Origin of the sequence: Savagea serpentis, from assembly GCF_015351395.1 — a bacterium.
GTDB classification, from domain to species: Bacteria; Bacillota; Bacilli; order Bacillales_A; family Planococcaceae; genus Savagea; species Savagea serpentis.
Genome location: NZ_JADKPV010000001.1, coordinates 81,875 through 106,047, shown reverse-complemented (window position 1 = coordinate 106,047; position 24,173 = coordinate 81,875). Strand labels below are relative to the sequence as shown.

General features: G+C 42.8%; 21 protein-coding genes and 1 other annotated feature. Of the genes, 5 read left to right on the top strand and 16 right to left on the bottom strand.

Features of this window, described 5'->3' with window-relative positions; genetic code table 11:
* Positions 1 to 10 precede the first annotated feature (10 nt).
* Positions 11 to 1,258 (top strand): peptidase U32 family protein, encoded by a 1,248-nt coding sequence (locus tag IRY55_RS00505; protein WP_194561303.1) that lies wholly within the window; start codon positions 11 to 13, stop codon positions 1,256 to 1,258.
* Between the two features lie 101 nt (positions 1,259 to 1,359).
* On the opposite strand, the gene IRY55_RS00500 is transcribed toward IRY55_RS00505, so the two are convergent.
* The 6 genes from IRY55_RS00500 to tyrS all read right to left on the bottom strand — a co-directional run bounded on the left by IRY55_RS00500 (position 1,360) and on the right by tyrS (position 6,579).
* A complete protein-coding gene (locus IRY55_RS00500) occupies positions 1,360 to 2,448 on the bottom strand; it encodes a HAMP domain-containing sensor histidine kinase (protein WP_194561302.1) in 1,089 nt (362 codons plus the stop codon).
* Positions 2,435 to 3,124: a response regulator transcription factor gene (locus IRY55_RS00495; protein WP_194561301.1), complete on the bottom strand. Its 690-nt coding sequence runs from the start codon at positions 3,122 to 3,124 to the stop codon at positions 2,435 to 2,437. Before IRY55_RS00495 ends, IRY55_RS00500 begins: the two co-directional genes overlap by 14 nt.
* Positions 3,125 to 3,172: 48 nt before the next feature.
* Entirely contained in the window at positions 3,173 to 3,760 is a 588-nt protein-coding gene (locus IRY55_RS00490) for a redoxin domain-containing protein (RefSeq protein ID WP_194561300.1), read from the bottom strand.
* Positions 3,761 to 3,772: 12 nt separating this feature from the next.
* Positions 3,773 to 4,528 (bottom strand): cytochrome c biogenesis CcdA family protein, encoded by a 756-nt coding sequence (locus IRY55_RS00485; RefSeq protein ID WP_194561299.1) that lies wholly within the window; start codon positions 4,526 to 4,528, stop codon positions 3,773 to 3,775.
* Between the two features lie 6 nt (positions 4,529 to 4,534).
* Positions 4,535 to 5,176 carry a hypothetical protein gene (locus IRY55_RS00480; protein WP_194561298.1) on the bottom strand — a complete coding sequence of 214 codons (642 nt, stop codon included), beginning with the start codon at positions 5,174 to 5,176 and terminating at the stop codon, positions 4,535 to 4,537.
* A 131-nt stretch (positions 5,177 to 5,307) separates the two neighbouring features.
* Positions 5,308 to 6,579, bottom strand: coding sequence for a tyrosine--tRNA ligase (tyrS, locus tag IRY55_RS00475; protein WP_194561297.1), 1,272 nt, complete (start codon positions 6,577 to 6,579; stop codon positions 5,308 to 5,310).
* A 58-nt stretch (positions 6,580 to 6,637) separates the two neighbouring features.
* Positions 6,638 to 6,839: a binding site (T-box leader), on the bottom strand.
* 100 nt (positions 6,840 to 6,939) lie between these two features.
* On the opposite strand from tyrS, the gene IRY55_RS00470 reads away from it, so the two are divergent.
* From IRY55_RS00470 to IRY55_RS00460, 3 genes are all read left to right on the top strand, one after another.
* Positions 6,940 to 9,846, top strand: a complete 2,907-nt coding sequence (locus IRY55_RS00470; RefSeq protein WP_328799589.1) for a transglycosylase domain-containing protein — start codon at positions 6,940 to 6,942, stop codon at positions 9,844 to 9,846.
* Between the two features lie 111 nt (positions 9,847 to 9,957).
* Positions 9,958 to 10,596, top strand: coding sequence for a GNAT family N-acetyltransferase (locus IRY55_RS00465; protein WP_194561296.1), 639 nt, complete (start codon positions 9,958 to 9,960; stop codon positions 10,594 to 10,596).
* Between the two features lie 77 nt (positions 10,597 to 10,673).
* Positions 10,674 to 11,819 (top strand): acetoin utilization protein AcuC, encoded by a 1,146-nt coding sequence (locus IRY55_RS00460; RefSeq protein WP_194561295.1) that lies wholly within the window; start codon positions 10,674 to 10,676, stop codon positions 11,817 to 11,819.
* Between the two features lie 44 nt (positions 11,820 to 11,863).
* Here IRY55_RS00460 and ccpA read toward each other — a convergent pair whose 3' ends face one another.
* Together ccpA and IRY55_RS00450 are read right to left on the bottom strand one after the other, a co-directional pair.
* Positions 11,864 to 12,880 (bottom strand): catabolite control protein A, encoded by a 1,017-nt coding sequence (ccpA, locus tag IRY55_RS00455; protein ID WP_194561294.1) that lies wholly within the window; start codon positions 12,878 to 12,880, stop codon positions 11,864 to 11,866.
* Between the two features lie 85 nt (positions 12,881 to 12,965).
* Positions 12,966 to 14,048, bottom strand: a complete 1,083-nt coding sequence (locus tag IRY55_RS00450) for a bifunctional 3-deoxy-7-phosphoheptulonate synthase/chorismate mutase (protein ID WP_194561293.1) — start codon at positions 14,046 to 14,048, stop codon at positions 12,966 to 12,968.
* A gap of 175 nt (positions 14,049 to 14,223) precedes the next feature.
* Between IRY55_RS00450 and IRY55_RS00445 the strand changes: the two genes are divergently transcribed.
* Positions 14,224 to 16,359 (top strand): cell division protein FtsA, encoded by a 2,136-nt coding sequence (locus IRY55_RS00445; RefSeq protein WP_328799588.1) that lies wholly within the window; start codon positions 14,224 to 14,226, stop codon positions 16,357 to 16,359.
* A gap of 43 nt (positions 16,360 to 16,402) precedes the next feature.
* Here IRY55_RS00445 and IRY55_RS00440 read toward each other — a convergent pair whose 3' ends face one another.
* The 8 genes from IRY55_RS00440 to IRY55_RS00405 form a co-directional block, all read right to left on the bottom strand.
* Complete coding sequence (locus tag IRY55_RS00440; protein ID WP_194561292.1) at positions 16,403 to 16,906, bottom strand: YtxH domain-containing protein; 504 nt, start codon at positions 16,904 to 16,906, stop codon at positions 16,403 to 16,405.
* Positions 16,907 to 16,932: 26 nt separating this feature from the next.
* Entirely contained in the window at positions 16,933 to 17,376 is a 444-nt protein-coding gene (locus IRY55_RS00435; protein ID WP_194561291.1) for a DUF948 domain-containing protein, read from the bottom strand.
* Between the two features lie 109 nt (positions 17,377 to 17,485).
* Positions 17,486 to 18,784: a UDP-N-acetylmuramate--L-alanine ligase gene (murC, locus tag IRY55_RS00430; protein ID WP_194561290.1), complete on the bottom strand. Its 1,299-nt coding sequence runs from the start codon at positions 18,782 to 18,784 to the stop codon at positions 17,486 to 17,488.
* Positions 18,785 to 18,865: 81 nt separating this feature from the next.
* Positions 18,866 to 21,799 (bottom strand): DNA translocase FtsK, encoded by a 2,934-nt coding sequence (locus tag IRY55_RS00425; protein WP_235960992.1) that lies wholly within the window; start codon positions 21,797 to 21,799, stop codon positions 18,866 to 18,868.
* A 117-nt stretch (positions 21,800 to 21,916) separates the two neighbouring features.
* Positions 21,917 to 22,516: a YtpR family tRNA-binding protein gene (gene ytpR / locus IRY55_RS00420; protein WP_194561289.1), complete on the bottom strand. Its 600-nt coding sequence runs from the start codon at positions 22,514 to 22,516 to the stop codon at positions 21,917 to 21,919.
* Between the two features lies 1 nt (position 22,517).
* The gene (locus tag IRY55_RS00415; protein WP_194561288.1) at positions 22,518 to 23,336 is read right to left on the bottom strand and encodes a DUF1444 family protein; all 819 of its coding nucleotides are present in this window, start codon (positions 23,334 to 23,336) and stop codon (positions 22,518 to 22,520) included.
* Positions 23,333 to 23,911, bottom strand: a complete 579-nt coding sequence (locus tag IRY55_RS00410; RefSeq protein WP_194561287.1) for a hypothetical protein — start codon at positions 23,909 to 23,911, stop codon at positions 23,333 to 23,335. The genes IRY55_RS00415 and IRY55_RS00410 overlap by 4 nt, the downstream gene beginning before the upstream one ends.
* A 117-nt stretch (positions 23,912 to 24,028) precedes the next feature.
* Positions 24,029 to 24,157 carry a YvrJ family protein gene (locus IRY55_RS00405; RefSeq protein ID WP_194561286.1) on the bottom strand — a complete coding sequence of 43 codons (129 nt, stop codon included), beginning with the start codon at positions 24,155 to 24,157 and terminating at the stop codon, positions 24,029 to 24,031.
* Positions 24,158 to 24,173: the final 16 nt, after the last annotated feature.

The window sequence follows — 24,173 nt, the reverse complement described above, 5'->3', positions numbered from 1 at the left end:
ACGATCCACTATGACAAAGCGTGTCATTACGAAAAAACCTGAAGTATTATCACCCGCTGGTACATTAGAAAAATTAAAAATGGCGATCATTTACGGTGCAGATGCTGTATTTATCGGAGGAGAAGCATACGGACTTCGCAGTCGTGCTGGAAACTTCAGCTATGACGAAATGCGTGAAGCGCGCGCATTCGCAGACGAATACGGCGCAAAAATTTACGTGACAGCAAATATCGTCGCACACGAAGGCGATACGGAAGGCGCGGACGAATTTTTCCAAACGTTGAAAGAAATCGGCATCGATGCGGTCATCGTATCTGACCCTGCTTTAATCGAAATTTGTGCTACCGCTGCTCCTGGACTCCCGATTCACTTATCGACACAAGCTTCAGCGACGAACTACGAAACGTTGAACTTCTGGAAAGATGAAGGACTCGAGCGTATCGTGCTCGCGCGTGAAGTCGGAATGGATGAAATTAACGAAATGCAAAAGCATACAGACGTTGAAATCGAAGTGTTCATTCACGGTGCGATGTGTATTTCTTACTCTGGTCGCTGCGTGCTTTCTAACTACATGTCCGACCGCGATGCGAACCGCGGTGGTTGCTCACAATCATGCCGTTGGAAATACGACATTTTTGAAATGCCAGAACCAGGCGAGAAAAACTCACACCTCGCTGGACTTTCAGAAGAAGAATTGGAAGCTTTCTCGATGAGTTCTGTCGATATGGCGATGATTCGTCACATTCCAGAAATCGTCGAAAGCGGTGTCGAAAGTTTAAAAATTGAAGGACGTATGAAATCGATTCACTACGTATCGACCGTTTCAAACGTTTACCGTGCAGCGATCGATGCATATTGTGCAGACCCGGACAACTACGTCTTCAACCAAGCGTGGGAAGACGAGCTTTGGAAAGTGGCGCAACGTGAATTAGCGAGCGGCTTCTATTGGGGAACACCGACAGAAAACGAACAACTTTTCGGTAAACCACGACGCATTCCACGTTACCAATTCGTCGGTCAAGTGCTCGACTACGACGAAGAAACACAAATCGCGACGATTCAACAACGTAACAACTTCGGTATTGGCGACGATATCGAGTTTTACGGACCTGGCTTCCGTCATTCTTACGAAACAGTTGAACAACTATGGGATGAAGATGGCGAAGAAATCGACCGCGCGCGCAATGCGATGATGATTTGTAAAATGAAAGTGAATACGCCTGTTCAAAAGTACGACATGATTCGAAAACAGCGTTAACGAGAACATATCGCAACAAATTTTTATAACGACGAAAACACCTTCAACGGAGTGCTTCATGAGTACTCACGCTGAAGGTGTTTTATTGTTGCACATATATTTTATTTCGTTTCGATCGGAATGCGCAGTTCGAATGTGTTCGTCGGTTCGGTCGGGACGTATTGTAAATCTCCGCCCATTTTACGACTCATCTCTTTCGCAATCGCAAGTCCGAGTCCACGCCCTCCCGTTTCGTCGTTGCGTGACGCATCGACTCGGTAAAAGCGGTTGAACAGTTGCGCGCGATGTTCTTCTTTAATGACGGGACCTGGTCCAGAAACGGCGAGCACGTATTGCGTATCCACTCGTTTTCCGGTGATCGTAATCGGCCCGACACCGTCATAATATTGAATCGCATTGTCGACTAAATTCGTCAAAATATGATGCAATCCTTCTTTCAATGTATAAAGCTCCATCGGCTCGACATCGATGTGTAACGCAATGTCATTTTTCGTTAAACTCACTTGGAACAATGTGTACATTTTTTCTACTTCTTGTTGAATATCGAGTCGTTCTCGCGTCATCGTATCATTCGACAAATGATCGATCGCTGTTAAATCATCCAATTGTTCAACCATTTTCGTCACGCGTTCCGTCTCTTCGATGAGCGAGCGATAAATGGCGACGTCCCCTTCAATGACTCCAGACTCCATCGCTTTTAAATAACCGGCGATGTTCGTAAGCGGCGTCCGAATTTCGTGGGATAAATCAGTCGTCAATTTTTTACGCTCTTGCTCATTCGATTCGAGCTGTTCCATAAGCGCGTTAAATTGTAAGAGTAACTGACCGATTTCGTCATTTTCACGTTTCGGTTGAAGCTTCGCAGGATATAGTCCGCGCTTCACCATTTCCATCGCTTCGATTAAATCGTTAATGGGACCGGCAATGCGGCGAGTGAAATGCATTTGAAGTAAACTGCTAATGATGATACCGATCGACGTAATGATGAATAAATATTGAAACAAGGTCGCGTTAAAAAACTCATTGCGATGAGCTTCCGACGGACCGAGATGTTCGACGAGCATGCACGCTGTATTGTAAATCGTATAACTGCTCACGGTGAGCGCTACCGCCATAACCGCAATATTGACGAATGTTAAGCGCCAAAGAAAGCTACCCGACAATACAGAAAGTGCTTTACGCTTGCTCATGGACAAATTTATATCCCATACCGCGCACTGTGACGATACGCTTCGGTTGCGATGGGATATCCTCTATTTTTTCGCGCAATTTTTTAATGTGGGCATCGATTGTCCGGTCCAACACGTCCCGCTCATCGTACGGATACATTTGTTCAATGAGCTGCTCGCGCGTCATGACGATTTGCGGATTTTTCATAAAGCAATACAATAAGTCAAATTCATGTTTCGTCAATTGCACATCTTTCCCTCGCAAAATGACTTCGCGACGATTCGGATGCAAAACGAGCTCATCCGATGCAATTTTTTTGCACGTCGAACCGCTCCGGCGAATCCCTGCTTTCACATAAGCGACAATTTCGGACGGTTCAAAAGGCTTCGTCACGTAGTTGTCCGCTCCGATATCGAGCCCTTCGATACGGTCATCCGTCTGCGCTTTCGCCGATAACATAATGACCGTCGCATCGCTTTTTTTCTCGTGACGCAACCATTTGCAAAACTCTTCCCCTGACATGCGAGGCATCATCCGATCTAAAATGATGACACACGGTTGGTCGCGCTCGTATTTTTCCTGCGCTTCTTTTCCATCGACTGCTTCAACGACATCGTACTGTTCTTTTTCCAAATAAATTTTCAATAAGTTGCGAATCATCGCATCATCTTCTACGACGAGTACTGTCTCTTTCAATGTATTCACCTCGGATAAAAAAGAAGCGAGGACGAGCCTCCCTTCTCTTTACTTAATTTTTTCGTATTCTTGTGCCATCGTATCGTAGTTCATCGCACCGTATGCAATAAACGAAATGACTCCTTCACGATCGATGAAAAATGTCGTCGGAATCGGTTGAATCTTGTACGTTGCGGCCGTTGCTGAATTGTGATCGAGCAACACGTCGAACGTCAATCCGTAACTATCGATAAATTCTGGCACATGATCTTTACTTTTTTCTGTTTCGATTAAGTTGACAGAGAGTAAATTAGCATCGGTATCTTTGAAAAATTGTTCCATATCCGGCATCTCCGCTCGGCATGGCGGGCACCACGTTGCCCAGAAGTTCAAAATAACTGGTTCCCCTTGGTAATCCGTCAACTTCACTTGTTCCCCTGTCGCTAAATCTTGTACTTCGAAGTTCGGCGCCATATCGCCTACTTTAATGCCGAACCCTTCAAACGCTTCTAGCTTTGCATTTAATTGTTGTTGTTCTTTTAACAATGCAGCTCGTTGTGCGGCGAGTTGTTTCTCTTCACTCTTTTCACCAGTGAACTCGAAAATCGCCCAACCGACCATCAATACGACGACGAGGCCGATAATGATATTTCTCAAATGTCTTCCTCCTTATCCTAACTTACTCATCCACGTATCTTCTACAAGGTCTAATAAAAACTCCGTAATGCGTGGCATCCAACCGAAGAATAAGACGAGTCCCATTAAAATCATAATGACACCGCCGACTTTCATAATCGTTCCACTATGTTTTAAAATCGCGCGTGTTGAACCGATGAAGAATGAAAAGACGAGAAACGGTAACGCAAATCCGATGACGTAAAAGACCGTATATAAAATACTATACGTCGGATTCGTTGCCGCTAAAAATAAAATGCCTCCGAAAATCGGCCCGATACAAGGCGTCCACCCTGCTGCGAATCCTAAACCTACGAAAAATGAACCGAGATAACCTGATTTCGACGGATTCATTTGCATTCGTTTTTCCTGCATTAAAAACTTAATTTGAATCCAACCACCGACGAATAGTCCCATAACGATGAGTAAAATGCCGGCGAGTCGTTGAATGAGCTTTCCGATCGATCCTTCTAACAATTGACCGATGACATCTCCTAGTAGTGATGCCGCGAATCCTAAACTAATGAAGACGAGCGAAACACCTAATAGGAAAAAGACAGAGTTCGTTAAAATCTTTTTTCGAATTTGAGGGGTTTGGTCTCCTTGAATTTCTTTCACACTCACTCCTGTAATGTACGATAAATAAGCCGGGAAAATAGGCAGTACACAAGGAGATAAAAATGATAACGCACCTGCTCCGAGCGAGAGTAATAACCCGAGCAGTAAAGGCGTCGTTGCTGTAAGTTCCAAACGAGGTCACATCCTTTTCTTCTGAATAATTCCATATCCGACATGTGCGAGTAATCCGATCACAATGAACGGAATCGTAATGCGGTATTGATACATCGTAACGACAGGCATGATCCACTGAAGGATGAAAACCCCAACGAGCCATAATAGTGCAGTCGTATAGCTGCGCAAACTCGCCGACATTTTCGCTCCAATGAATACATAATATAGAAGGACAACGGCTAACGTTATGACGTACGGTAGCTCGTAGTTGCTCTTGCGCTCAATGAGTTGCATAAACTCATATATAAAGGAAGAAAAAATAAAAATCGGGACGAACGCATCGTATAAAGCGGTCGAAAACTCCCCTTTTTTCCACCCTTTGTACACGCTATGAATGACAGCGAGTGCCACTCCGATATAAAAAGCTTGGCGCGTGCTCGGATAAGCGAGTAAAGCGAACGGGTCTTGAATGAACATTTGCAAATGGAGCAAAATTTTAGCGAGCCACATGTATAAAATGACGTTGATGATAAATGAGAATACTTCCTCTATCGCTTGCCATTTCATTTTCGCTTCGCCTTGAATGACGATGAAATAAACACCCGCTCCTAGCAAAAAGCTTAATATAATTTTGGCAACCGTCCAAATGATCCAAGCTGAAGGCATAATTCCTTCCCTCCGTTCTTAACGCTTCTTTCAGTTTATGGGCGCTCTATGAAAATATGATGAACAATCGAAAAGAATGTTCAAAACACGAAAAAATATGGATGGAGCATGATGCTCACATCCATAAATGATTACTTATATTGTACCATTGTATAATTTTTCTTTCCGCGACGGACGATTGTAAATGCATCGTCTAAACGGTCTTTCGCATCGACTGTATAGTCGAGGTCTTGCACTTTTTCACCATTGAATGAAATGGCACCATTTTGAATATCTTCGCGCGCTTGACGTTTTGAAGGAGAAACTTTCGCTGCGACGATAAAGTCGACGATGTTCATATCTTCTTTCGCCATTTCTGCTGTCGGTACGTCTTTGAACGCATCTTTCATTTCAGCGACCGTCAACGCTTTTAAATCTCCTTTAAAGAGCGCTTCTGTAATGCGCACCGCTTGTTCGAGTGCTGCTTCACCGTGTACGAGACGCGTCATTTCTGCCGCTAACGTTTTTTGTGCTTCGCGGAGATGTGGTTCCGTCTCCACTTTTTCAGCGAGTGCTTCAATTTCTTCACGTGACAAGAATGTGAAGATTTTTAAGTATTTTACGACGTCTGCATCTGCTGTGTTAATCCAAAATTGGTAAAACTCATACGGTGATGTTTTGTTAGCGTCTAGCCAAACTGCACCACCTGCTGATTTACCGAATTTCGTACCGTCTGCTTTCGTCACGAGTGGAATTGTGAAGCCGAATGCATTCACTTCTTCATCGTGTGTTTTACGAAGTACTTCAAGTCCTGTCGTAATATTGCCCCATTGGTCGCTTCCTCCAATTTGAACTTGCACACCGTAGTTGCGGTATAAATGATCGAAATCCGCTGCTTGCATGAGCATATATGAGAATTCCGTGTAAGAAATTCCTTCTTCTAAACGTGACGCGACGTTATCTTTCGCGAGCATGTAGTTTACCGTAAGTAATTTTCCGTAATCGCGTAAAAAGTCGATCAATGTTAATTCGCCAATCCAGTCGCGGTTGTTCACAAGCTGTGCTGCGTTTTCTTCTCCTGAATCGAAATCGAAAATACGCTCTAATTGGGCTCGAATGCCTTGAACGTTTTTGTCCACTTGTTCTGGTGTTTGAAGAACGCGCTCTTCAGAACGTCCTGACGGGTCACCGATCATCCCTGTCGCACCGCCGACGAGAAGGGTCGGTTTATGTCCGTGCATTTGGAAACGACGAAGTGTTAACATCGGCACGATATGCCCGATATGCATCGAGTCTGCTGTCGGGTCCACACCGCAGTACAATGTCACTTTCTTCTCATCGAGTAATTTTTCTAAACCTTGTTCATCTGTCTGTTGGTAGAGTAAGCCTCTCCATCGTAAATCTTCCATTAATTCGTTAGCCATTGTACTTCCTCCTTGAGTTTTTTAAATAAAAAAAGCCCTGCGCAAACAAAAATGTTCGCACAGGGACGCTTTTACAAACGTGGTACCACCCTAGTTGAATGACGCGTATTCCGTCACTCCTCGTTGAAGGCATATTAACGCTATGCACACGTATACTCCAAAGCTGTAATTCGGTCATAGTCGCATCGTGACTCGCACCAACCGTCACGTCTCTGATTCTGCCATACTACTTCCTACTGCGGCTCATTCATCGTATAATAAAAGTTATGAATAGTACCTATTGTAAGCCGTTTTTTTGTTTTGTCAAATCTTTTTCAAAATATGCTATAATGAATTACGGTTTTAGGAGGGAAAAAATTAGTGAGTCATAAACAAAATGAAGAGCGTTTTGCGACGCGATTCGAACGCAAGTATAACGAGTTTCAACAATCTAAAGCAGGCTCTGTCATCCGCATCGGATCGGGGATTGCATGGAACTTAATGATTTTTCTTTTAGTCGTCATGTTCATAGGGGGCATCTTTGCTGTTTCGGTCGGCGCTGGGTATTTCGCTCATCTCGTTTCAAAAGAACCGCTCCGTTCTCCAGAAGAAATGAGAGACGCAGTCTTCAACTATGAAGAAACGTCAGAAATTTACTATGCCAATAACGTCTTTTTCGGCACGATTAATGCCGATATCGAACGAGAAAAAACAACATTAGATAAAATTTCACCGTATGTCATCGATGCTGTCTATGCGACAGAAGATGAATACTTTGAAGAACATGAAGGAATCGTCCCGAAAGCAATCATTCGTGGATTATTGCAAGATGTCACCAACTCGAGTAGCCAAACAGGGGGCTCGACATTAACACAACAATTAATTAAAAACCAAATTTTAACGAACGAAGTGTCTTACGAACGGAAAGCGAAAGAAATTTTACTCGCGATGCGTTTGGAACATTTCATGACGAAAGATGAAATTTTAGAAGCGTATTTGAACGTTATTCCATATGGGCGTAACGCGATTGGACAAAATATCGCAGGAGTCGAAACGGCTGCACGCGGAATTTTCAATAAATCAGCAAGCGACTTAAACTTACCGCAAGCCGCATTTATCGCTGGGATTCCACAAGCGCCTTTCGCTTATACACCTTTCAAAAGTAACGTGAGTGGCGGTGGCTTAAAAAGCGATGATTTGTTAGAGCGTGGCATCTCGCGTATGAAAACCGTGCTCTTCCGCATGAAAGAGACAGGGTATATTACAGAAGCCGAATATAAAGAAGCCCTCGCGTATGACATAAAAAAAGATTTCCGCGAGCCTTATTTACGTGCCAATGTTGAAGAACCTTACTTAACACATGAAATTCAAAATCGCACCGTCGACATTTTAACTGAAATCTTTGCAGCAGAAGACGGAATTGACCCAGAACGTCTCGAACAAGAACAAAAATTAAAAGAAAAATACCGTATCATCGCCGATCGTGCGATGCGCACAAAGGGATACCGCATCCATTCCACGGTTGACCGGGATATGTACAAAGAAATGAATCGGGTCGCGAAAGAATATCAAAATTATGGATTTACGTATAAACGTGAAAAACGTGATCCTGAAACAGGTGAGAAATATTTAGTAGATGACCCCGTCCAAGTTGGAGCAATGATGATTGAAAACTCGACAGGACGTATTTTATCATTCGTTGGAGGACGCGACTTTGAACTTTCTGAAGTGAACCATGCGACCCAAGCTTATCGTCAGCTCGGTTCATCCATTAAACCGCTCCTCGTCTATGCACCTGCGATTGAATACGGAGTGATCGGTGCTGGTAGTCCAGTCGTCGATGTGAAATTTACATCGAGAGGATGGAGCCCGTCCAACTATGTCGCAAGTTACGAAGCGGGAATTATTCCAGCACGTCAAGCCCTTGCAATGTCGTTAAACGTGGCAACCGTGCGTTTATACTATGATATTATCGATAAACGCCCGATGGAGTTTTTACACAAGATGGGCTTCTCTCGTTTAACGGAAACGGACTATACTGTTCCTTCCGCAGCACTCGGAACAGTGGATGCAAGTGTAGAAGAAAACACAAATGCTTTCGCTACCCTAGGTAACGGTGGTAAATATGCTCAATCTTATATGATTGAACGCATTGAAGATAAACAAGGAAATATCATTTATCAGCACGAAGTGAACCCTGTCGAAGTATTTTCACCTGAAACAGCCTATATCGTCACGGATATGTTAAAAGGTGTTTTACACGGCAACGGAACGGCTCCCGCTGTGACAGGCCAAATGAACTTCCGACCAGATATGGCAGCAAAAACAGGTACGTCTAACGACTTCGCAGATTCATGGCTCGTCGGTTACACACCGAATGTCTCGCTCGGTGTCTGGTTCGGGTATAAAGACAAAATCGTCGAAAATGGCGTCAAACGTAATCTCTCTCAACGTAGTGGTGCGCATCCGACGACACGTGTCAGCGGCTTATTTAGTCGCATGATGAACGTAGCAAATGCGACAAATCCAGATGTCATTAAAGCAGGAGCACGCTTTGAACGCCCTGCCCAAGTCGTGAACCGATCATTTTGTGGCATTTCAGGACTTGCTCCTTCTGATGCTTGTAGTTCTGCGGGACTCGTCCGCTCAGACTTATTTAACGCGAAAGTGATGGTCCCATCTAAAGCAGATGACAGTATCATTTCAGGTTCATATGTCTCTGTAAAAGGTGAAAATTACTTAGCACATCCATCCACGCCAGCCGAATTCATTCGAGCAGGAGGAACAGGTGTTAATGAACAATTTATTCAACGAATGCTTGCACCCCTCGGTGGCAATGCTTCGAAATTGTTCCCATCAAATTCATTATTCGCAAAAAGTGTCGTCTCAGGAAAAGTATTTCCTGCCGACAATGTAGCACCAGCACCCGTCACCGTTTCTTATAATGGTTCGACTTTAACATGGACCGCTTCACCTTCCAATGATGTGATCGGTTACTATGTTATGCGCGACGGTGTCCGAATCGGTACAATCCATGACGGTCAAAGTTTAGCGATGAACGTCTCAGGCGGTGGCAATTTATCGGTTGTTGCCGTCGATATTACAGGCTTAACTTCAGCTCCTGCCTCCATTACGGTAGAGCAGGAAGTAGAAGAACCAATCGAAGAAAAACCGGAAGAAAAGCCAGAAGAAAAACCTGAAAAACCAGAAGAGCCGGAAAAACCGGAAGAAAAGCCGGAAGAGAAACCGAGTGAACCAGAAGCTCCAGAAGAAGACAAAGAATCGTAACAAAGAGAACTCAACTTCGCTTTTTAGAGGTTGAGTTTTCTTTCGTTTCCAAACTGTTATAGTGTATACTATTAGATACAAGTTCGCATTGAATGATAGGTGGTGAATGTGATGGAACATAAGAAAAACCATAATCAATTAGAGAAAGATTCGCCGTACGGCAAAATTATTATCGAAAGCCCAGTACCGAGTGAGCGCTTTGCATCGTATACATTCGATGAAGGGCTCGTCGCTTTTCGTCCTGCTCAACGTCAACATGCCGCACTTTCAGAGGTTGCTAAACAACCTGAAGCACGTATGACCGTTGCACGCATCGATGATTTAGTGATCGGTTATGCTGCTTTCTCCTACCCTGATCCACTCGAACGATGGGCAGAAGGGAATTTGGAACGTTTACTCGTGCTTGGCGCTGTTGAAGTATCACCAAACTACCGCGGGGCTGGTTTAGGCAAAGCACTTCTTGAAGTGACGATGATGGATGAAGCGGTGGAAGATTATATTATTATCACGACTGAATATTATTGGCATTGGGATTTAAAATCTACAGGGCTGAACGTTTGGGATTACCGTCGCATGATGGAAAAGATGATGAACCATGGGGGTCTCATGTATACACCGACGGACGATCCTGAAATCTGTTCGCATCCTGCAAACTGTTTAATGGTCCGCATCGGCCGTAATGTCGATCAAGAGACAATTGATCAATTCGATCGTCTTCGTTTCGCAAGAAGGTATGCGACATACGAATAAAATGGAGAAGCTTCTCCATTTTTACATACGTTTGTAAGCGCTTCACGTGTAATACATAACAAAGGATGATGAGGAGAATGGTACAAAATAAGTTTGTATTTTCAGAAGATTTTTTACATTATCATTTTAAAGATGGACATCCATTTAATCAAAATCGCATGTATATTGCGTATCAACTTTTGCGCGCTATTGGGGCATTAACGGATGAACAAATCGTCGCTCCTCGCATAGCGACTGACGAAGAATTATTGCTCGTTCATGATGCACGTTATATCGACTTCATTAAGCGAGCAAGCGATTCTCCTGTCACACAAGAGGAAATTAATAAATATGGTGTGGGAACTGAAGATACACCGATTTTTGACAATATGCACGAAGCGACAGCACTCATCGTCGGGGGGACCTTAACTGCTGTTGAAGAAGTGATGGAAGGACGCGCGAAATATAGCGCTAATTTAAGCGGAGGTCTGCATCATAGTTTCCGCAGTAAAGCGAGCGGATTTTGTATTTATAACGATTGTAGCGTAGCCATTGAACACCTCGTTCAAAATTACGGAAAAAAAGTATTATATGTCGACACAGACGCTCACCACGGAGATGGCGTACAATGGTCATTTTATGACAATCCGAATGTCATTACATTATCCATTCATGAAACGGGACGTTATTTATTCCCTGGAACAGGTGAAGTGAGCGAACGAGGTACTGGACAAGGATACGGTTCAAGCTTTAACATTCCACTCGATGCCTTCACAGAAGATGACTCTTTCGCACAAGTATATACAGAAGCGATGGAACGCATCTGTGACCACTTTAAGCCAGATGTTATTTTAACGCAAAACGGAGCGGACGCTCATACGTATGATCCACTTACTCATTTACATTGTTCGATTGACTTATATGAAACCATTCCTAAAGTCGCTCGCCGGCTTGCGGATACATACTGTGAAGGTCGCTGGATCGCAACGGGCGGTGGCGGATATGATTGGCGAGCAGTGACACGTGCCTGGGCGATGATTTGGCTCGTCATGAACGATATCGACATACCAGAGGGCCCTCTTCCACCCGATGTGGTGAAAGAAATTCAAAAATATTATGACGAACCACTCGATTTGCATTGGCGCGATCCCGTTGACATCTTCGCACCTATCGAGCGACGTTCGGTCATTGATGTCAACAATTATAACGCCTTGCAACGCGCTTTATCCGTCGTTTGCCCATAAGAAAAAACAGTCGAAAAATCAACGATGATTTTTCGGCTGTTTTATTAAGCGAGTGGATTTTTTTCTTTCGTCGATGCACGCCATTCTACACGATACGGCAACATCACTTTATCTTCTTCCACTTCTTCTTTATTCATTAATTTCGTTAATAAACGCATCGATACAGCTCCGAGGTCATACAATGGGATGACGACGGATGTCAACTGTGGACGTACTGCACGCGCAAGTAATGAATGCTCGAAACAAATAATTTCAAAATCATCCGGCACTGAAAATTTATTGTCACGAATCGCGTTTAAAATACCTACTGCGAGTTCATCATTGCTGACGAGAATCGCTGTCGGTGCATTATCGCGCTCTAACATTTCACACCAATGATTGTACGCATCATCATACGTATTATCTGTTTCTAAAATAAATTCAGGATTTACCGCAAATCCGGCTTCTTCATGCGCTTTTTCAAATCCAACCTTTTTGCATAAACGGTTAATATCACGCGTAAATGGTCCTGAAACGAATGCTAAATTCGAATGTCCATTTTCAATTAATTTTTTCGTCGCGAGATATGCTGCTTCTTCATATTCCATATTCACTGTTGGGAATTCTTTCTCTGCGTCGAGTGTTCCTGCTAATACAATCGGAACATTCGCACGACGCATTTCTTCACGTAATTGTGGTGTAATCGAATCGCTCATAAAAATGATGCCATCCACTTGTTTGCCGAGATGGTCTTCCAGTAACTCGACTTCGCGATCTTGGCGCTTATCCGAGTTCGATAAAATGATATTATATTCATACATCGTCGCAATATCCGCAATGCCTCGTGATAATTCCGCGTAAAATGTTTTGGACGCATCGGGTACGATGACTCCAATCGTCGTCGTTTTTTTACTAGCGAGTCCTCTCGCCACAGCATTCGGACGATATCCTAATCGTTCGATCACTGCCAATACTTTCTTTCTCGTCTCCGGCTTCACATTCGGGTTGCCGTTGACGACTCTCGATACGGTAGCCATGGAGACGTTCGCCTCTTCCGCTACATCGTAAATCGTTATTGCCATAACGTATCGCCCTCCTCTTTCTTTTCATTTTACCACAAAATAAATGCCGGGCCACCTATTGTGAGGTGATTCCGGCATTTTTTTATTATACAGTTGCGTAATTTTTCATGAAACGTTGAATTTCTTCGTAAAATGCGTCGAATTCTCCGATGTCCATTTGCTGTTGCGCATCTGAAAGCGCGACTGCTGGATCTGGGTGAACCTCCGCCATGACGCCATCCGCGCCAACTGCAATTGCAGCTTTCGCTGTTGGAAGCAATAAATCTTTGCGTCCTGTCGAATGTGTGACGTCAACCATAACAGGTAAGTGAGTTTCTTGTTTTAAAATTGGTACAGCTGAAATATCTAAAGTATTTCGTGTCGCTGTTTCGTATGTGCGAATACCACGCTCACATAAAATGATCTGGTCATTTCCTTTTGCGATAATGTATTCTGCCGCTTTCACGAACTCGTCAATCGTCGCTGACATGCCACGTTTTAAAAGGACAGGTTTATTGATCATTCCTGCTTCTTTCAGGAGTTCGAAGTTTTGCATATTACGCGCACCAATTTGTACGACATCTACGTAGTCAAGCGCCTCTTCTAAATGCCCTGGTGTCACGATTTCTGTTACGACTTGCAATCCTTCTTCATCCGCTACTTGGCGTAAAATTTTTAATCCTTCTAAGCCGAGCCCTTGGAAATCGTAAGGTGATGTACGTGGCTTATAAGCTCCTCCACGAATCATCGTCAGCCCTTTCGCTTTGATTGACTGGGCGACTGCTTTCACTTGCTCATATGATTCAACAGCACATGGACCGAACACGAATGTTTGGCTACCATCACCGATTTTCGTACCATTTACATTAACGATTGTATCTTCTGGTTTACGCTTACGAGAAACGAGTAGTGCATTTTTTTCCTCGTCTTTTTGAATTTCTAATGCTGACATGAAAATGCCTTTAAAAATCTCGTCTAAAATTCCATTCGGAAGCGGTCCCTCATTATATTCTTTGAGGAAATTTAACATCTCACGCTCACGCATAGGGTCATATCGATTGACACCTTGCTTCTCTTTTACTTTACCAATTTTCTTCACTAATGACGTACGCTCGTTAATTAAATCTAAAATCTTAACGTTCAGTCCGTCAACTTCTTTTCTTAACTGTTCTAAGTCTTGTTGTCTCATCTGATTTAAATCTCCTCTCCGAACATAACAATCACGCGAAACCCTTTTCGTTCTAATGATTGTATGTTACATTTTGTTATAATAGATTTCATTATAAAGAAACCTTTTTGAAAAGTCACGCAATTTAAGTAAATATTTAGATTTTTACATTTTTTTGATGAAAGGATGAACGTGCGTGTCCCCATTATTATTCTCTTTAGACATCGGTACCCGTTCTGTCGTTGGAACGATTATGAAACAACTTGACGACGAACAATATGAGGTGATTGACTTAATGCAAGTCGAACATAAAGAACGTGCGATGATCGATGGCCAAATACATAATGTGCTCAGCGTAGCACAAGTAATCGAACAAATTAAGGAGCAGTTTGAAGAAAGACACGGTCCATTGAAGGAAGTGAATGTCGCTGCCGCTGGACGCGCATTAAAAACAATTCGTGGAGAAGCCTCCATCGATTTATCTGAGCGCTTGCTCATTTCAACCGAAGCGGTCCAAAATTTAGAACTCGCTGCCGTGCAAGAAGCACACGAACAACTAATGAAACAGACGAAAGAATTATCGACAACCTATTATTGTGTCGGTTACTCTGTACTGCAATACGAACTCGACGGTGAAGTCATCGGCAATTTAATCGATCAACACGGACAAGTCGCAACGATCAAAGTGATTGCGACATTCTTACCACGCGTCGTCATCGAAAGTTTAATTCATTCTTTAGAGCGAGCTGGGTTAAAAATGTCCGGACTCACACTCGAGCCGATTGCGGCGATTCATGTTTTAATCCCCCAATCGATGCGACGCTTAAATGTCGCGCTCGTCGATATCGGCGCTGGCACGAGCGACATCGCCATCACGAGCGATAATACGGTTTCTGCTTACGGTATGGTGCCGATTGCCGGTGATGAAATTACAGAACAATTAAGCAGTCATTACTTGCTCGACTTCCCGATTGCCGAACAAATTAAAAGACGATGGACTGATGGCAAAACCGTGGAATTTGAAGATATTTTAGGCATGACGTATGAGGCGTCTTATGAAGAATTATTGTCCATTTTATCGCCATCTATCGATGAACTCGCAATCGCGATTTCCGAACAGATTTTAAGTTCCAATGGAGGCCATCCACCTCAAGCGGTCATGGTCATCGGCGGTGGAAGTTTAACACCAACTTTAACTGAGCGGATGAGTGATCATTTAAAGCTTCCTCAAGCACGCGTTCAAATTCGAGATACGAAAGCGATTAAAAATGTGATCATTCAAGACAATATTCAAAACTCGCCAGCACTCGTCACGCCGATTGGCATTGCGCTCGCCGCTCAAGAATCTCCCATTCAATACGTGTCCGTTTCGGTCAATGGTCGGGCTGTTCGACTTTTTGAATTATCTAATTTAACAGTGGGCGACGTGCTCATTCATGCACAAATTAATGTCTCACAATTGTTTGGAAAACCGGGACTCGGCATGACACTCACCGTGAATGGACAATTTATTACCGTCCCAGGCGAACATGGTACACCTTCCATCATTCATCGCAATGGCGAACTCGTATCGATCAAATCACCTGTTGCCGATGGAGACGCTATTGAAGTCATTCCAGGACAAAAAGGCAAAGACGCTGTAGCGAAAATTAGTGATTTAATCGAAAAAATTGAACCTTTACATCTCACCATTAATGGTGAAACTTATACGATTGAGCCGACTTTAACATTGAATGGGAATCCGGCTACTCTAAATGAACTGTTAAAAGATCGTGACGTCATTGAAGCGAAACAACTGACAACAGTTGGACAATGTCTCGAACATTGTGATATTGAACTCGCTCGTGGGGAAAGTATGCTCGTAAAAATTGACGGACGTCCTCATCAATTAAAGCCAAGCAATGTGTTGTTATATATGAATGGTCAAGTAGCGACTCCACAAACAGCGATTCAAAACGGCGCGGTCATCCAACTCATTCAACAGTCCGAGCGCACACTCGCACAAATCGCAAAAGAGTTAAACTTATATACGACATCCGCGATTTCCGTTCAATTTAATGGAGAGCTCGTCAATATGACTCGCATGAATTATACGATTATTGTAAATGATGAAGAAGTGACCGACTTACAACTCATTGTCACAAATGAAGATGAAGTTTCTTGGCAAACGCGTCCGACAACGAATTTTATGTTTAGCGATGTCTTTGCGCATACTAATTTTGAATTACCGACTGCAGCTCGCGCACAATATCAGCTTAGTCGCAATGGGAGTCCTGCAGAATTTACAGATCCCATTTTTAATGGCGATGAACTCGCCGTTAATTTCTTTTAACAAAAATGAGCGTAAGCAGAATGTGATCTGCCTACGCTCATTTTTATTTCTCTTCTTTTGTTTCTTCTTCGAGTGGCTCTTCGCCTTCTGTTGAAGCTGTTCCATCGTCAAGTGGTGCTTCTTGTTCGCCTTTTACTTTGTCGACAACTTCGCCTGTTTTTTCTTTAATGACTTTTGACATTTCTTCTGTTTTTTCTTTGGCAGCTTGTGTGAATTCATCTGTTTTCTCTTTCGCTGCCTGTGTCATTTCTTCTGTTTTCTCTTTCGTCGCTTGAGCGAATCCTTCCGCTTTTTCTTTCGCGACTGCTGTTAATTCAATCGTTTTATCTTTTAGTTCGACAGCTTGAGTCGAGATATCTTCGCGCATTTCACGACCTGATTTCGGTGCGAGTAAAAGCGCTGTTACTGCCCCTGCAAGTGCACCGATTGTTGCACCAACGAGGAAGCTACCTACGCCTGATTCAGCCTCATAGCTTTCCTTCGCGCTCGGGCGGTGTTCATAACTTGGGTTACCATACGTGTTTACATACTCTTTTTCGTTTGTCATGTTCCATCCTCCTAATAATGTTCGTTTTAGTTGTACGATTTCCAACCTTTTGATTTTGGTAGTTTCGTACCTTTCGCTTTATTCATCAGTTCAATGACGACATTGCCCCATTGAACAGCTTGCGCAATTTTGTCGCTATTTTTCTCTGCTTCGAGTGCGACTGAATTCGATACTCGTGTGACAGATTGGTTTAAATTACTTACTGACGATCCGACACCTTTCACTGCATCGACAACCGTATTCAGTTTTTCAGATTTTTGTTGAATGTCTTCTGCGAGTGCGTTTGTTTTATGTAACAAAGCTGTCGTTTCGACTGTGATGCCTTCCATTTGTTTCGATACATCATCTAAAGTGGCTGTCGCTACTTTGATCGTATCTTTTAAAGAGATGAGTGTAATCGCTAAGCTGACGCATAAAATTAAAAAGGCAATCGCCGCGACAATCGCTGCAACGTAAAGTAAATTCTCCATTCCTAGTCCTCCTCTAACATAATATCGTATTGATACTGTCATACCCTATTGTGACGAATGATAAACGACTTGTCTAATCTTTTACTAAAAATTAGTCATTTTGTCGATTTTACGATAATTGTTCGCGAAAAGCTTTCGCATACTTCGGCACATCGCCTGCACCCATAAATAAGTACACTGCTTCGCCATGCTCGTTCAATGCTTCAATCTCTTCTAATTGTAAATAGTTCGCACCATCGATTGCTTTCACGACATCTTGAATCGTTAAGCTTCCTTTTTGTTCGCGAGCTGAAGCGAAAATATCACAAATGTAAATATGATCAGCTCCACTCAAACTTTCGGCAAATTGGTCTAACAATGCTTCTGTACGTGAAAATGTATGCGGCTGAAAAACGGCTACTACTTCTCGATGTGGGAATTTTTGACGTGCTGAAGCTAACGTTACCGATATTTCCGTTGGGTGATGCGCGTAATCATCGATTAAAATATGATTGTTCACTTTTGTAACAGAGAAGCGTCGTTTTACTCCACCGAATGTGTCGAAACCTTGTTGCACGAGTTTTGGATCAATCTGTTCATACTGTGTGATGGCGATCACCGCAAGTGCATTCAGTACCGCATGTTTGCCTGGTTGACGAATCGTAAAACGCTCATAAAATTCATTGCGAATGAACACATCAAATGAAGAACCGTTTTCATTCATTTCTAATTGACGAACTGTGAAGTCATTTTCAGGTTCAAAACCGTAATAAACGACGGGGACATTTGCACGGATACGCTGTAAATTCAAATCATCTCCACATGCGATAATCCCTTTCTTCACTTGTTGTGCCATCGTATTGAACGCATCTAACACATCGTCTAAATCATGGAAATAGTCAGGATGATCAAAGTCGATATTCGTAATGATGGTATAATCGGGATGATACGCTAAAAAATGGCGCTTATATTCACATGCTTCAAAAACGAAATAGGTCGAATCTTTTACACCTTTTCCTGTTCCGTCACCGATTAAAAATGACGTCGGCTTCGCCTGTGTTAAAACATGCGATAATAAGCCTGTCGTCGATGTTTTACCATGCGTTCCTGTGACACTAATCGATGTGTAGTCTTCCATATATTTCCCTAAAAATTCGTGATAACGTACAACGGGCACTCCTAATGCGCGAGCCCGTTCTAATTCTGGATGATGATCGGGGAAAGCATTTCCCGCGATAACCGTCATCCCTTCTTGAATATTTTCTTCACTGAATGGTTGAATTAAAATGTCACGTTCACGCAACGGTTGTTCTGTGAAAAAATATTTGTCTACGTCCGATCCTTGTACGCGTTGCTCGGAATCGTGAAGGATTTGTGCGAGCGAACTCATCCCGGATCCTTTAATTCCTGTAAAATGAAACAATGTCATGAATGTAACCTCCCGGGACAATACTTCCCATAGTCTTTATTAGTTTAGTATACCATGTCTCTCTAGCATTTTAAAATGAACTTATAGGCGACTGAGCTGTTCTTCTGTTAAAAAGACCGCACGTGGTTTCGTGCCATTTTGTTCAGAGATAAATTGGAGCTCTTCCAACTGCTCCATAATGCGGGCTGCGCGGTTATAACCGATGTTAAATTGACGCTGTAAAGCCGATGTACTCGCCGTTTCTTGATCGATTAAATAGGCGCACACTTCTTCAAAAAGCGGGTCACGTTCATCCGCTATTTCAATTTTCATTAAATCATCGACCCCGAATGCATATTGTGGATCGCGTTCTCTTTTCACATGATCGATAATTCGTTCAATTTCCGCATCGGATACGAAAGCACCTTGCAATCGAACTGGTGCACTTCCTTCTGCGTACAACATATCGCCTCGACCGAGAAGCCTTTCTGCTCCAGCTTGATCTAAAATCGTGCGTGAGTCAATTTGAGAGGAAACGCTGAATGCGATACGTGTTGGAACATTCGCTTTAATCGTTCCTGTAATGACATCGACGCTCGGACGTTGTGTGGCAATAAGTAAATGAATGCCTGCTGCACGTGCTTTTTGAGCGATGCGACTGATCGATAATTCCACATCTTGCGGAGCCATCATCATCAAATCTGCTAATTCGTCGATGACGATTAATAAATATGGCATGTACGGAGCTTGTCCGTCTTCTTTCGCCATCTCATTGTAACGTTCGATATTGCGTGCACCAACTTGCGCAAATAATTGATAGCGCTCTTCCATTTCATTGACAGCCCATTTTAAAGCAAGCGTTGCGGCTTTCACATCTGTAATCACCGGGCTCAATAAATGAGCGATGCCGTTATATGGCGCAAGCTCTACCATTTTCGGGTCGATTAAAAGTAATTTCAGTTCATCCGGAGATGCTTTATATAAAAGGCTCGTCAAAATACAGTTAATGCATACTGACTTTCCTGAACCTGTCGCTCCTGCAATTAACCCATGAGGCATTTCGCTTAAATCGATTGTAATCGGCTCTCCCGTAATATCGAGTCCGAGTGCCGCTTCCAATGGTGACTCGGAATTTTGAAACGGTTCTGATTCCAATATTTCTCGCAATTCGACTGCATGTGACTCACGGTTTGGAATCTCAATGCCGATGAAACTCGTACCCGGTATCGGCGCTTCAATTCGAATATCACGCGCTGCTAAAGCGAGCTTTAAATCATCCGTTAAATTACGGATTTTACTCACTTTCGTCCCTCTCTCCATCGTCAATTCAAAACGTGTAACAGAAGGGCCTTGAACCGCTTGTTCCACTTTCGCCTGAATGTTAAAGTGCGCAAGCGTCTCTTCTAAAATTTCAGCCTGTTCATCCAACCAAACATCATCGCGCTTCTTCTCACTCGGTTCTGTTAAATAATCGAGTGAAGGAAATTGATAATCTGTCAATGGTTCTTCACTGATAACTATTTCTGTTGCCATTTCTTCCATCTCTTCTTGATCATCTTCTTGCGCGCGTTCAACTAATTTTTCTAATTGTGTAGCCTGATGTTGGAGCATTTCTCTTTTGTTCAATTTTTCTTTATCTGACTTTAACATGACGACATTAAAAGGAATAGTCGATGGTTGATTACTTTCGTGTGCTTTTATTCGTTCCGATGATTCAGTCGACATTACCTGTTCTTCCGTTCCAACCAATTGAGCACTTTCATCGGAATCATCCTTCGATATTTCTTCACAAGGCTCAACTTGCGTCTCAGACGACCAGTCCATCCCTTCTCCTTCTACCGTCTCATTACACGCTTCGTCTGACGTAAGGATGGCCGCATCTTCTTCTATAGTCGGTTCACCCTCATTCACCGATTGATGCGGTTCTTCTCCATCTTCTAAACTCGAAGTGAGCGCTTCTTCTTCGCTCGTTTTTTGTTGTTCTGTATTTTGTGTATCGATATTTTCTAAACTAGTAGGAAGCACCTCTTCTTGATGCTCGCCCTCTAGATTATTCACTTCATCCTGAATGAAAGAAATGGACTCCTCACTTAGTGAATCAGAAGAAGTTTGGTCTTCTAGTGTTTCCATCTCTGTAATCGTCGATGGTGATTCCGCTGCAATTTCTCTTACGGGTGGCGCATGGACAGTAGCCGCTCGTTGTTCTTCTACAACTGCATCCGTTTCTTGCGCTGCTAAGCAACTATTACGGTCATCTCGTAATGGTTGTTCTAGAGATTCCTCTTGTCCTGTTTCCAAAGCTGGTTGTATATGTGACGCATCTTCTTGTAATTCATCTTGTAATTCATCGGTCATACTACGAGCGACACGACGCGCTTGTAGTTTTTTAACATATGGAACAGTCTGTTCTTTATACGAGTCATATGGACGATCATCTTCTAGCGTCGGTTCTTTTGCTCGTCGCTCTACGTCTTCTTTTTGTTGCCATTCTTCCTTTAAAGGCAAAGGCTCATTTTCGAGCTCTTGCAATGTAAGAATCGGTTGCTGGTAACCGTAAATGGGAGAAGGGACATCACTCAATTTAAACGGTTTTCGTTCTTCCTTCACACTCGGTTTTACTGTCGGATGTTCTTTTTGCTTCACCGTAGAGGTAGGAGCAACTTGATGCTTTCGTTCCGACTTCGTTTCTTTTTTCCTTCGCAATAATTGACGATCGAAAGAAGCTTGTTGTTGAGTTCTCTGACGTTTCCCTGGCCAACGTTCATTTTCATATAACGGACGTGGGACAAACCCTTCCATATCATCTGTACAAAGAATACGCTCTTCCCATTTCACTCGTTCTTTCGACGTTTCGGTTTCACGTTCGACTAACGGAAAAGTAAAAGGCTTCGTACGTCCTCCTTTTTTCACGGGAGTTTCATGCACTTCCGGTCGAACCGTCTCATGAACGACAGGTTGTTCGCGCTCTTGCTCATTATATTTATCATTTTCATCTTCAGTATGAAATACTTTTTTCACTTTATTAAAAAAACTCATCAATGATCACTCTTTCAATTTCAGACATCTACTTATTTTATCATAGTTCCGATATTGACTTCAAAAATGTTACGTAAAAAAACGCCATGTGAGACTTCTCTCACATAGCGCACTCTATTATGCGAAAAAATCTTCGCCTACTTGTCTTGACTCTTCCAATACGAGAATCCCTTTTTGCTGCTCACCGTTCGGTAAATTTAACTCTTTCGCCGAACAAATCATTCCCGATGATGGAATACCGCGAAGTTCTGCGTCTTTAATGACGAGTCCAGAAGGCATAACTGCGCCCACTTTTGCTACGACGACCTTTTGACCCGCATCGACATTCGCTGCTCCACAGACGATTTGAAGTGGCTCTTCTGCGCCGACGTCCACTGTACAGACGCTCAATTTATCTGCATTGGGATGCTTTTCGCGTGTGACAACATGTCCGACGACGAATTTTGGTGAGAGATCAATATCAAATTGATGCGAAACTCCTTCTTTTTCAAGAACGGCTTCTAATTGTTCTACGAAATCTTCCGTCAATTGAATATGCCCTTCTCCTTCAATTGTCATTTTCTCACTCGCATTAAATAAATTAATTCCGACAAGTTTGTCTCCTAAACGAATGAGGACTGCGTCTTTCTTTTTTTCAAGTGTCGGTTCCCCTGTTCCTTCTTCTAAATCAATGATTAATACATCACCTAAATGTGCTCGGTTGTAAAATACGTTCATATCAGTTTTCTTCTCCTTCGATTCGTTGATTTTTCGCCAAAATAAAGATCGGGTCTAACTTTCCTTCATCGTAAATGAAAGATAGAGAGGTGATCGGCACAGTACCGACTGTAAAGAAGTGCATCGTCATTTGCGCCAATACGTCATAGCCGACATTATTGCGTAAATCACCGATAATTAACACGTCTTGATGCGGCACAGATACCGTCATATGTCCTTCTACTTTTTCGCTCATCTCTTTTAAAAACGCGCGATTTAAAATACGTGTCGCATCGTAACCGTCATTCATATTAAGAAAATAAAAAATATTGCCGTCCACTTCATCTTCTTTCATCTCGATCGGCAAGGCTTGCGCTTTAAATAGGGCACGTTCTTTCAATTGTTCTTCACTCATGCCGAGCTGCGTCAAAACATGTTCATCAATTAAACGGTACGTCGAGCCTAAATCGAGCGCGTAATAAATGCGCGTCTCCGCTGTATGATATTCCGTAATGAAACGATGACCTTCTTTTGATTTCTCGGGAAATGATGTCGAACGAATGACTGGTAATACGACCGCTTCTTCTCCGTTAAACCCTTCCGCTCGTTCGCGTGCCATCGAGCGAAATGTTTCATTAATAATATAGACGACTTCGTCTAATGCTTCAACTCCACGTGCGCTAATTTTGGCGCTAATTTCTGAAATACCTAGCGTTAACCCTTGATGCCATTCACGATGCGTAATTTTTACACGCTCTTCTTTCCGGTTATAATCCCAATCGAGTTGATCAGACATTTCAATTTTTTGTTTCAATGCTTCAATAATTTCTAGTGGTTTCAAGCTGCTTCATCCTTTTCTTCTTTCGGCTCTTCTAACGGTTGTTCTTCAGGCTTTTTCTCTTCTTCCGCTTCAACAATTTCAAGCGAGCGAATGAGTTGAACCATAGGATCTACCGCTTTAGCGAGCTTTTTGTTTTTATCATACGTCGTCAATTTCCGTCCACCGACACCGACAGTCAGTTCCGAACGATTGTCATCGAGTTGCGTCACAATCACATACATAAACTGACCGTCTTGCTCATACACTTTCGTAATTTCACCTTCTGTTTTTTCAATCGTCGTTTCATACAATTGTTTACTCCGTTCATTCTCATTCGGATTGACGAATAAAATGTACGGATTCTTTCCTTTTTCGAATAAAATATTAAACTCGTCCACTTCTTCCTTCACTTCAAATTTTTCAGGAAGATGTAAGGCATAGTGACCGATCGTTTCATTCGTTTCTAAAATCGGAGCTTTTACGAGTTCATCCATCTTTTCGAAAACAGCATCCGCTCCTTCTTCTATCGTCGCATTGCACGCTGCGAGAAGAAATGTAAATGTTAACAGTAAGCCGAGTATTAACTTCTTATTCATAAGCACGCTCCTCTACGTATTCGTCTTTTCATTTTAAAGCGAGTGCGAAACGTATGCAAACTTGTCGACTTTAAAAAAGCGTAAGTCTCCATAAGGGAAGAAACTTACGCTTCGCAATTACTTTTGATTCGTTTCTAATAGTGCATGATGAATGGCTGTCAGTTTTTCTTCGATGCGGTGCAATAAATAAAAAGATAAGAAGATTGGAAAACCGATTGTCTCGATAAACTGCATAAATTCAGTCATACAATCCCTCCTTCAT

Excerpts from the sequence above, each read along its gene's own strand:
- IRY55_RS00440 (WP_194561292.1), bottom strand. The coding sequence starts at position 16,906 with ATGACAAACGAAAAAGAGTATGTAAACACGTATGGTAACCCAAGTTAT.
- ytpR (WP_194561289.1), bottom strand. The coding sequence starts at position 22,516 with ATGAACGTATTTTACAACCGAGCACATTTAGGTGATGTATTAATCATT.
- IRY55_RS00405 (WP_194561286.1), bottom strand. The coding sequence starts at position 24,157 with ATGACTGAATTTATGCAGTTTATCGAGACAATCGGTTTTCCAATCTTC.
- IRY55_RS00500 (WP_194561302.1), bottom strand. The coding sequence starts at position 2,448 with ATGAGCAAGCGTAAAGCACTTTCTGTATTGTCGGGTAGCTTTCTTTGG.
- IRY55_RS00435 (WP_194561291.1), bottom strand. The coding sequence starts at position 17,376 with ATGGAGAATTTACTTTACGTTGCAGCGATTGTCGCGGCGATTGCCTTT.
- IRY55_RS00465 (WP_194561296.1), top strand. The coding sequence starts at position 9,958 with ATGGAACATAAGAAAAACCATAATCAATTAGAGAAAGATTCGCCGTAC.
- murC (WP_194561290.1), bottom strand. The coding sequence starts at position 18,784 with ATGACATTGTTTCATTTTACAGGAATTAAAGGATCCGGGATGAGTTCG.
- IRY55_RS00480 (WP_194561298.1), bottom strand. The coding sequence starts at position 5,176 with ATGCCTTCAGCTTGGATCATTTGGACGGTTGCCAAAATTATATTAAGC.
- IRY55_RS00450 (WP_194561293.1), bottom strand. The coding sequence starts at position 14,048 with ATGAGACAACAAGACTTAGAACAGTTAAGAAAAGAAGTTGACGGACTG.
- tyrS (WP_194561297.1), bottom strand. The coding sequence starts at position 6,579 with ATGGCTAACGAATTAATGGAAGATTTACGATGGAGAGGCTTACTCTAC.
- IRY55_RS00410 (WP_194561287.1), bottom strand. The coding sequence starts at position 23,911 with ATGAATAAGAAGTTAATACTCGGCTTACTGTTAACATTTACATTTCTT.
- IRY55_RS00425 (WP_235960992.1), bottom strand. The coding sequence starts at position 21,799 with ATGAGTTTTTTTAATAAAGTGAAAAAAGTATTTCATACTGAAGATGAA.
- IRY55_RS00505 (WP_194561303.1), top strand. The coding sequence starts at position 11 with ATGACAAAGCGTGTCATTACGAAAAAACCTGAAGTATTATCACCCGCT.
- IRY55_RS00460 (WP_194561295.1), top strand. The coding sequence starts at position 10,674 with ATGGTACAAAATAAGTTTGTATTTTCAGAAGATTTTTTACATTATCAT.
- ccpA (WP_194561294.1), bottom strand. The coding sequence starts at position 12,880 with ATGGCAATAACGATTTACGATGTAGCGGAAGAGGCGAACGTCTCCATG.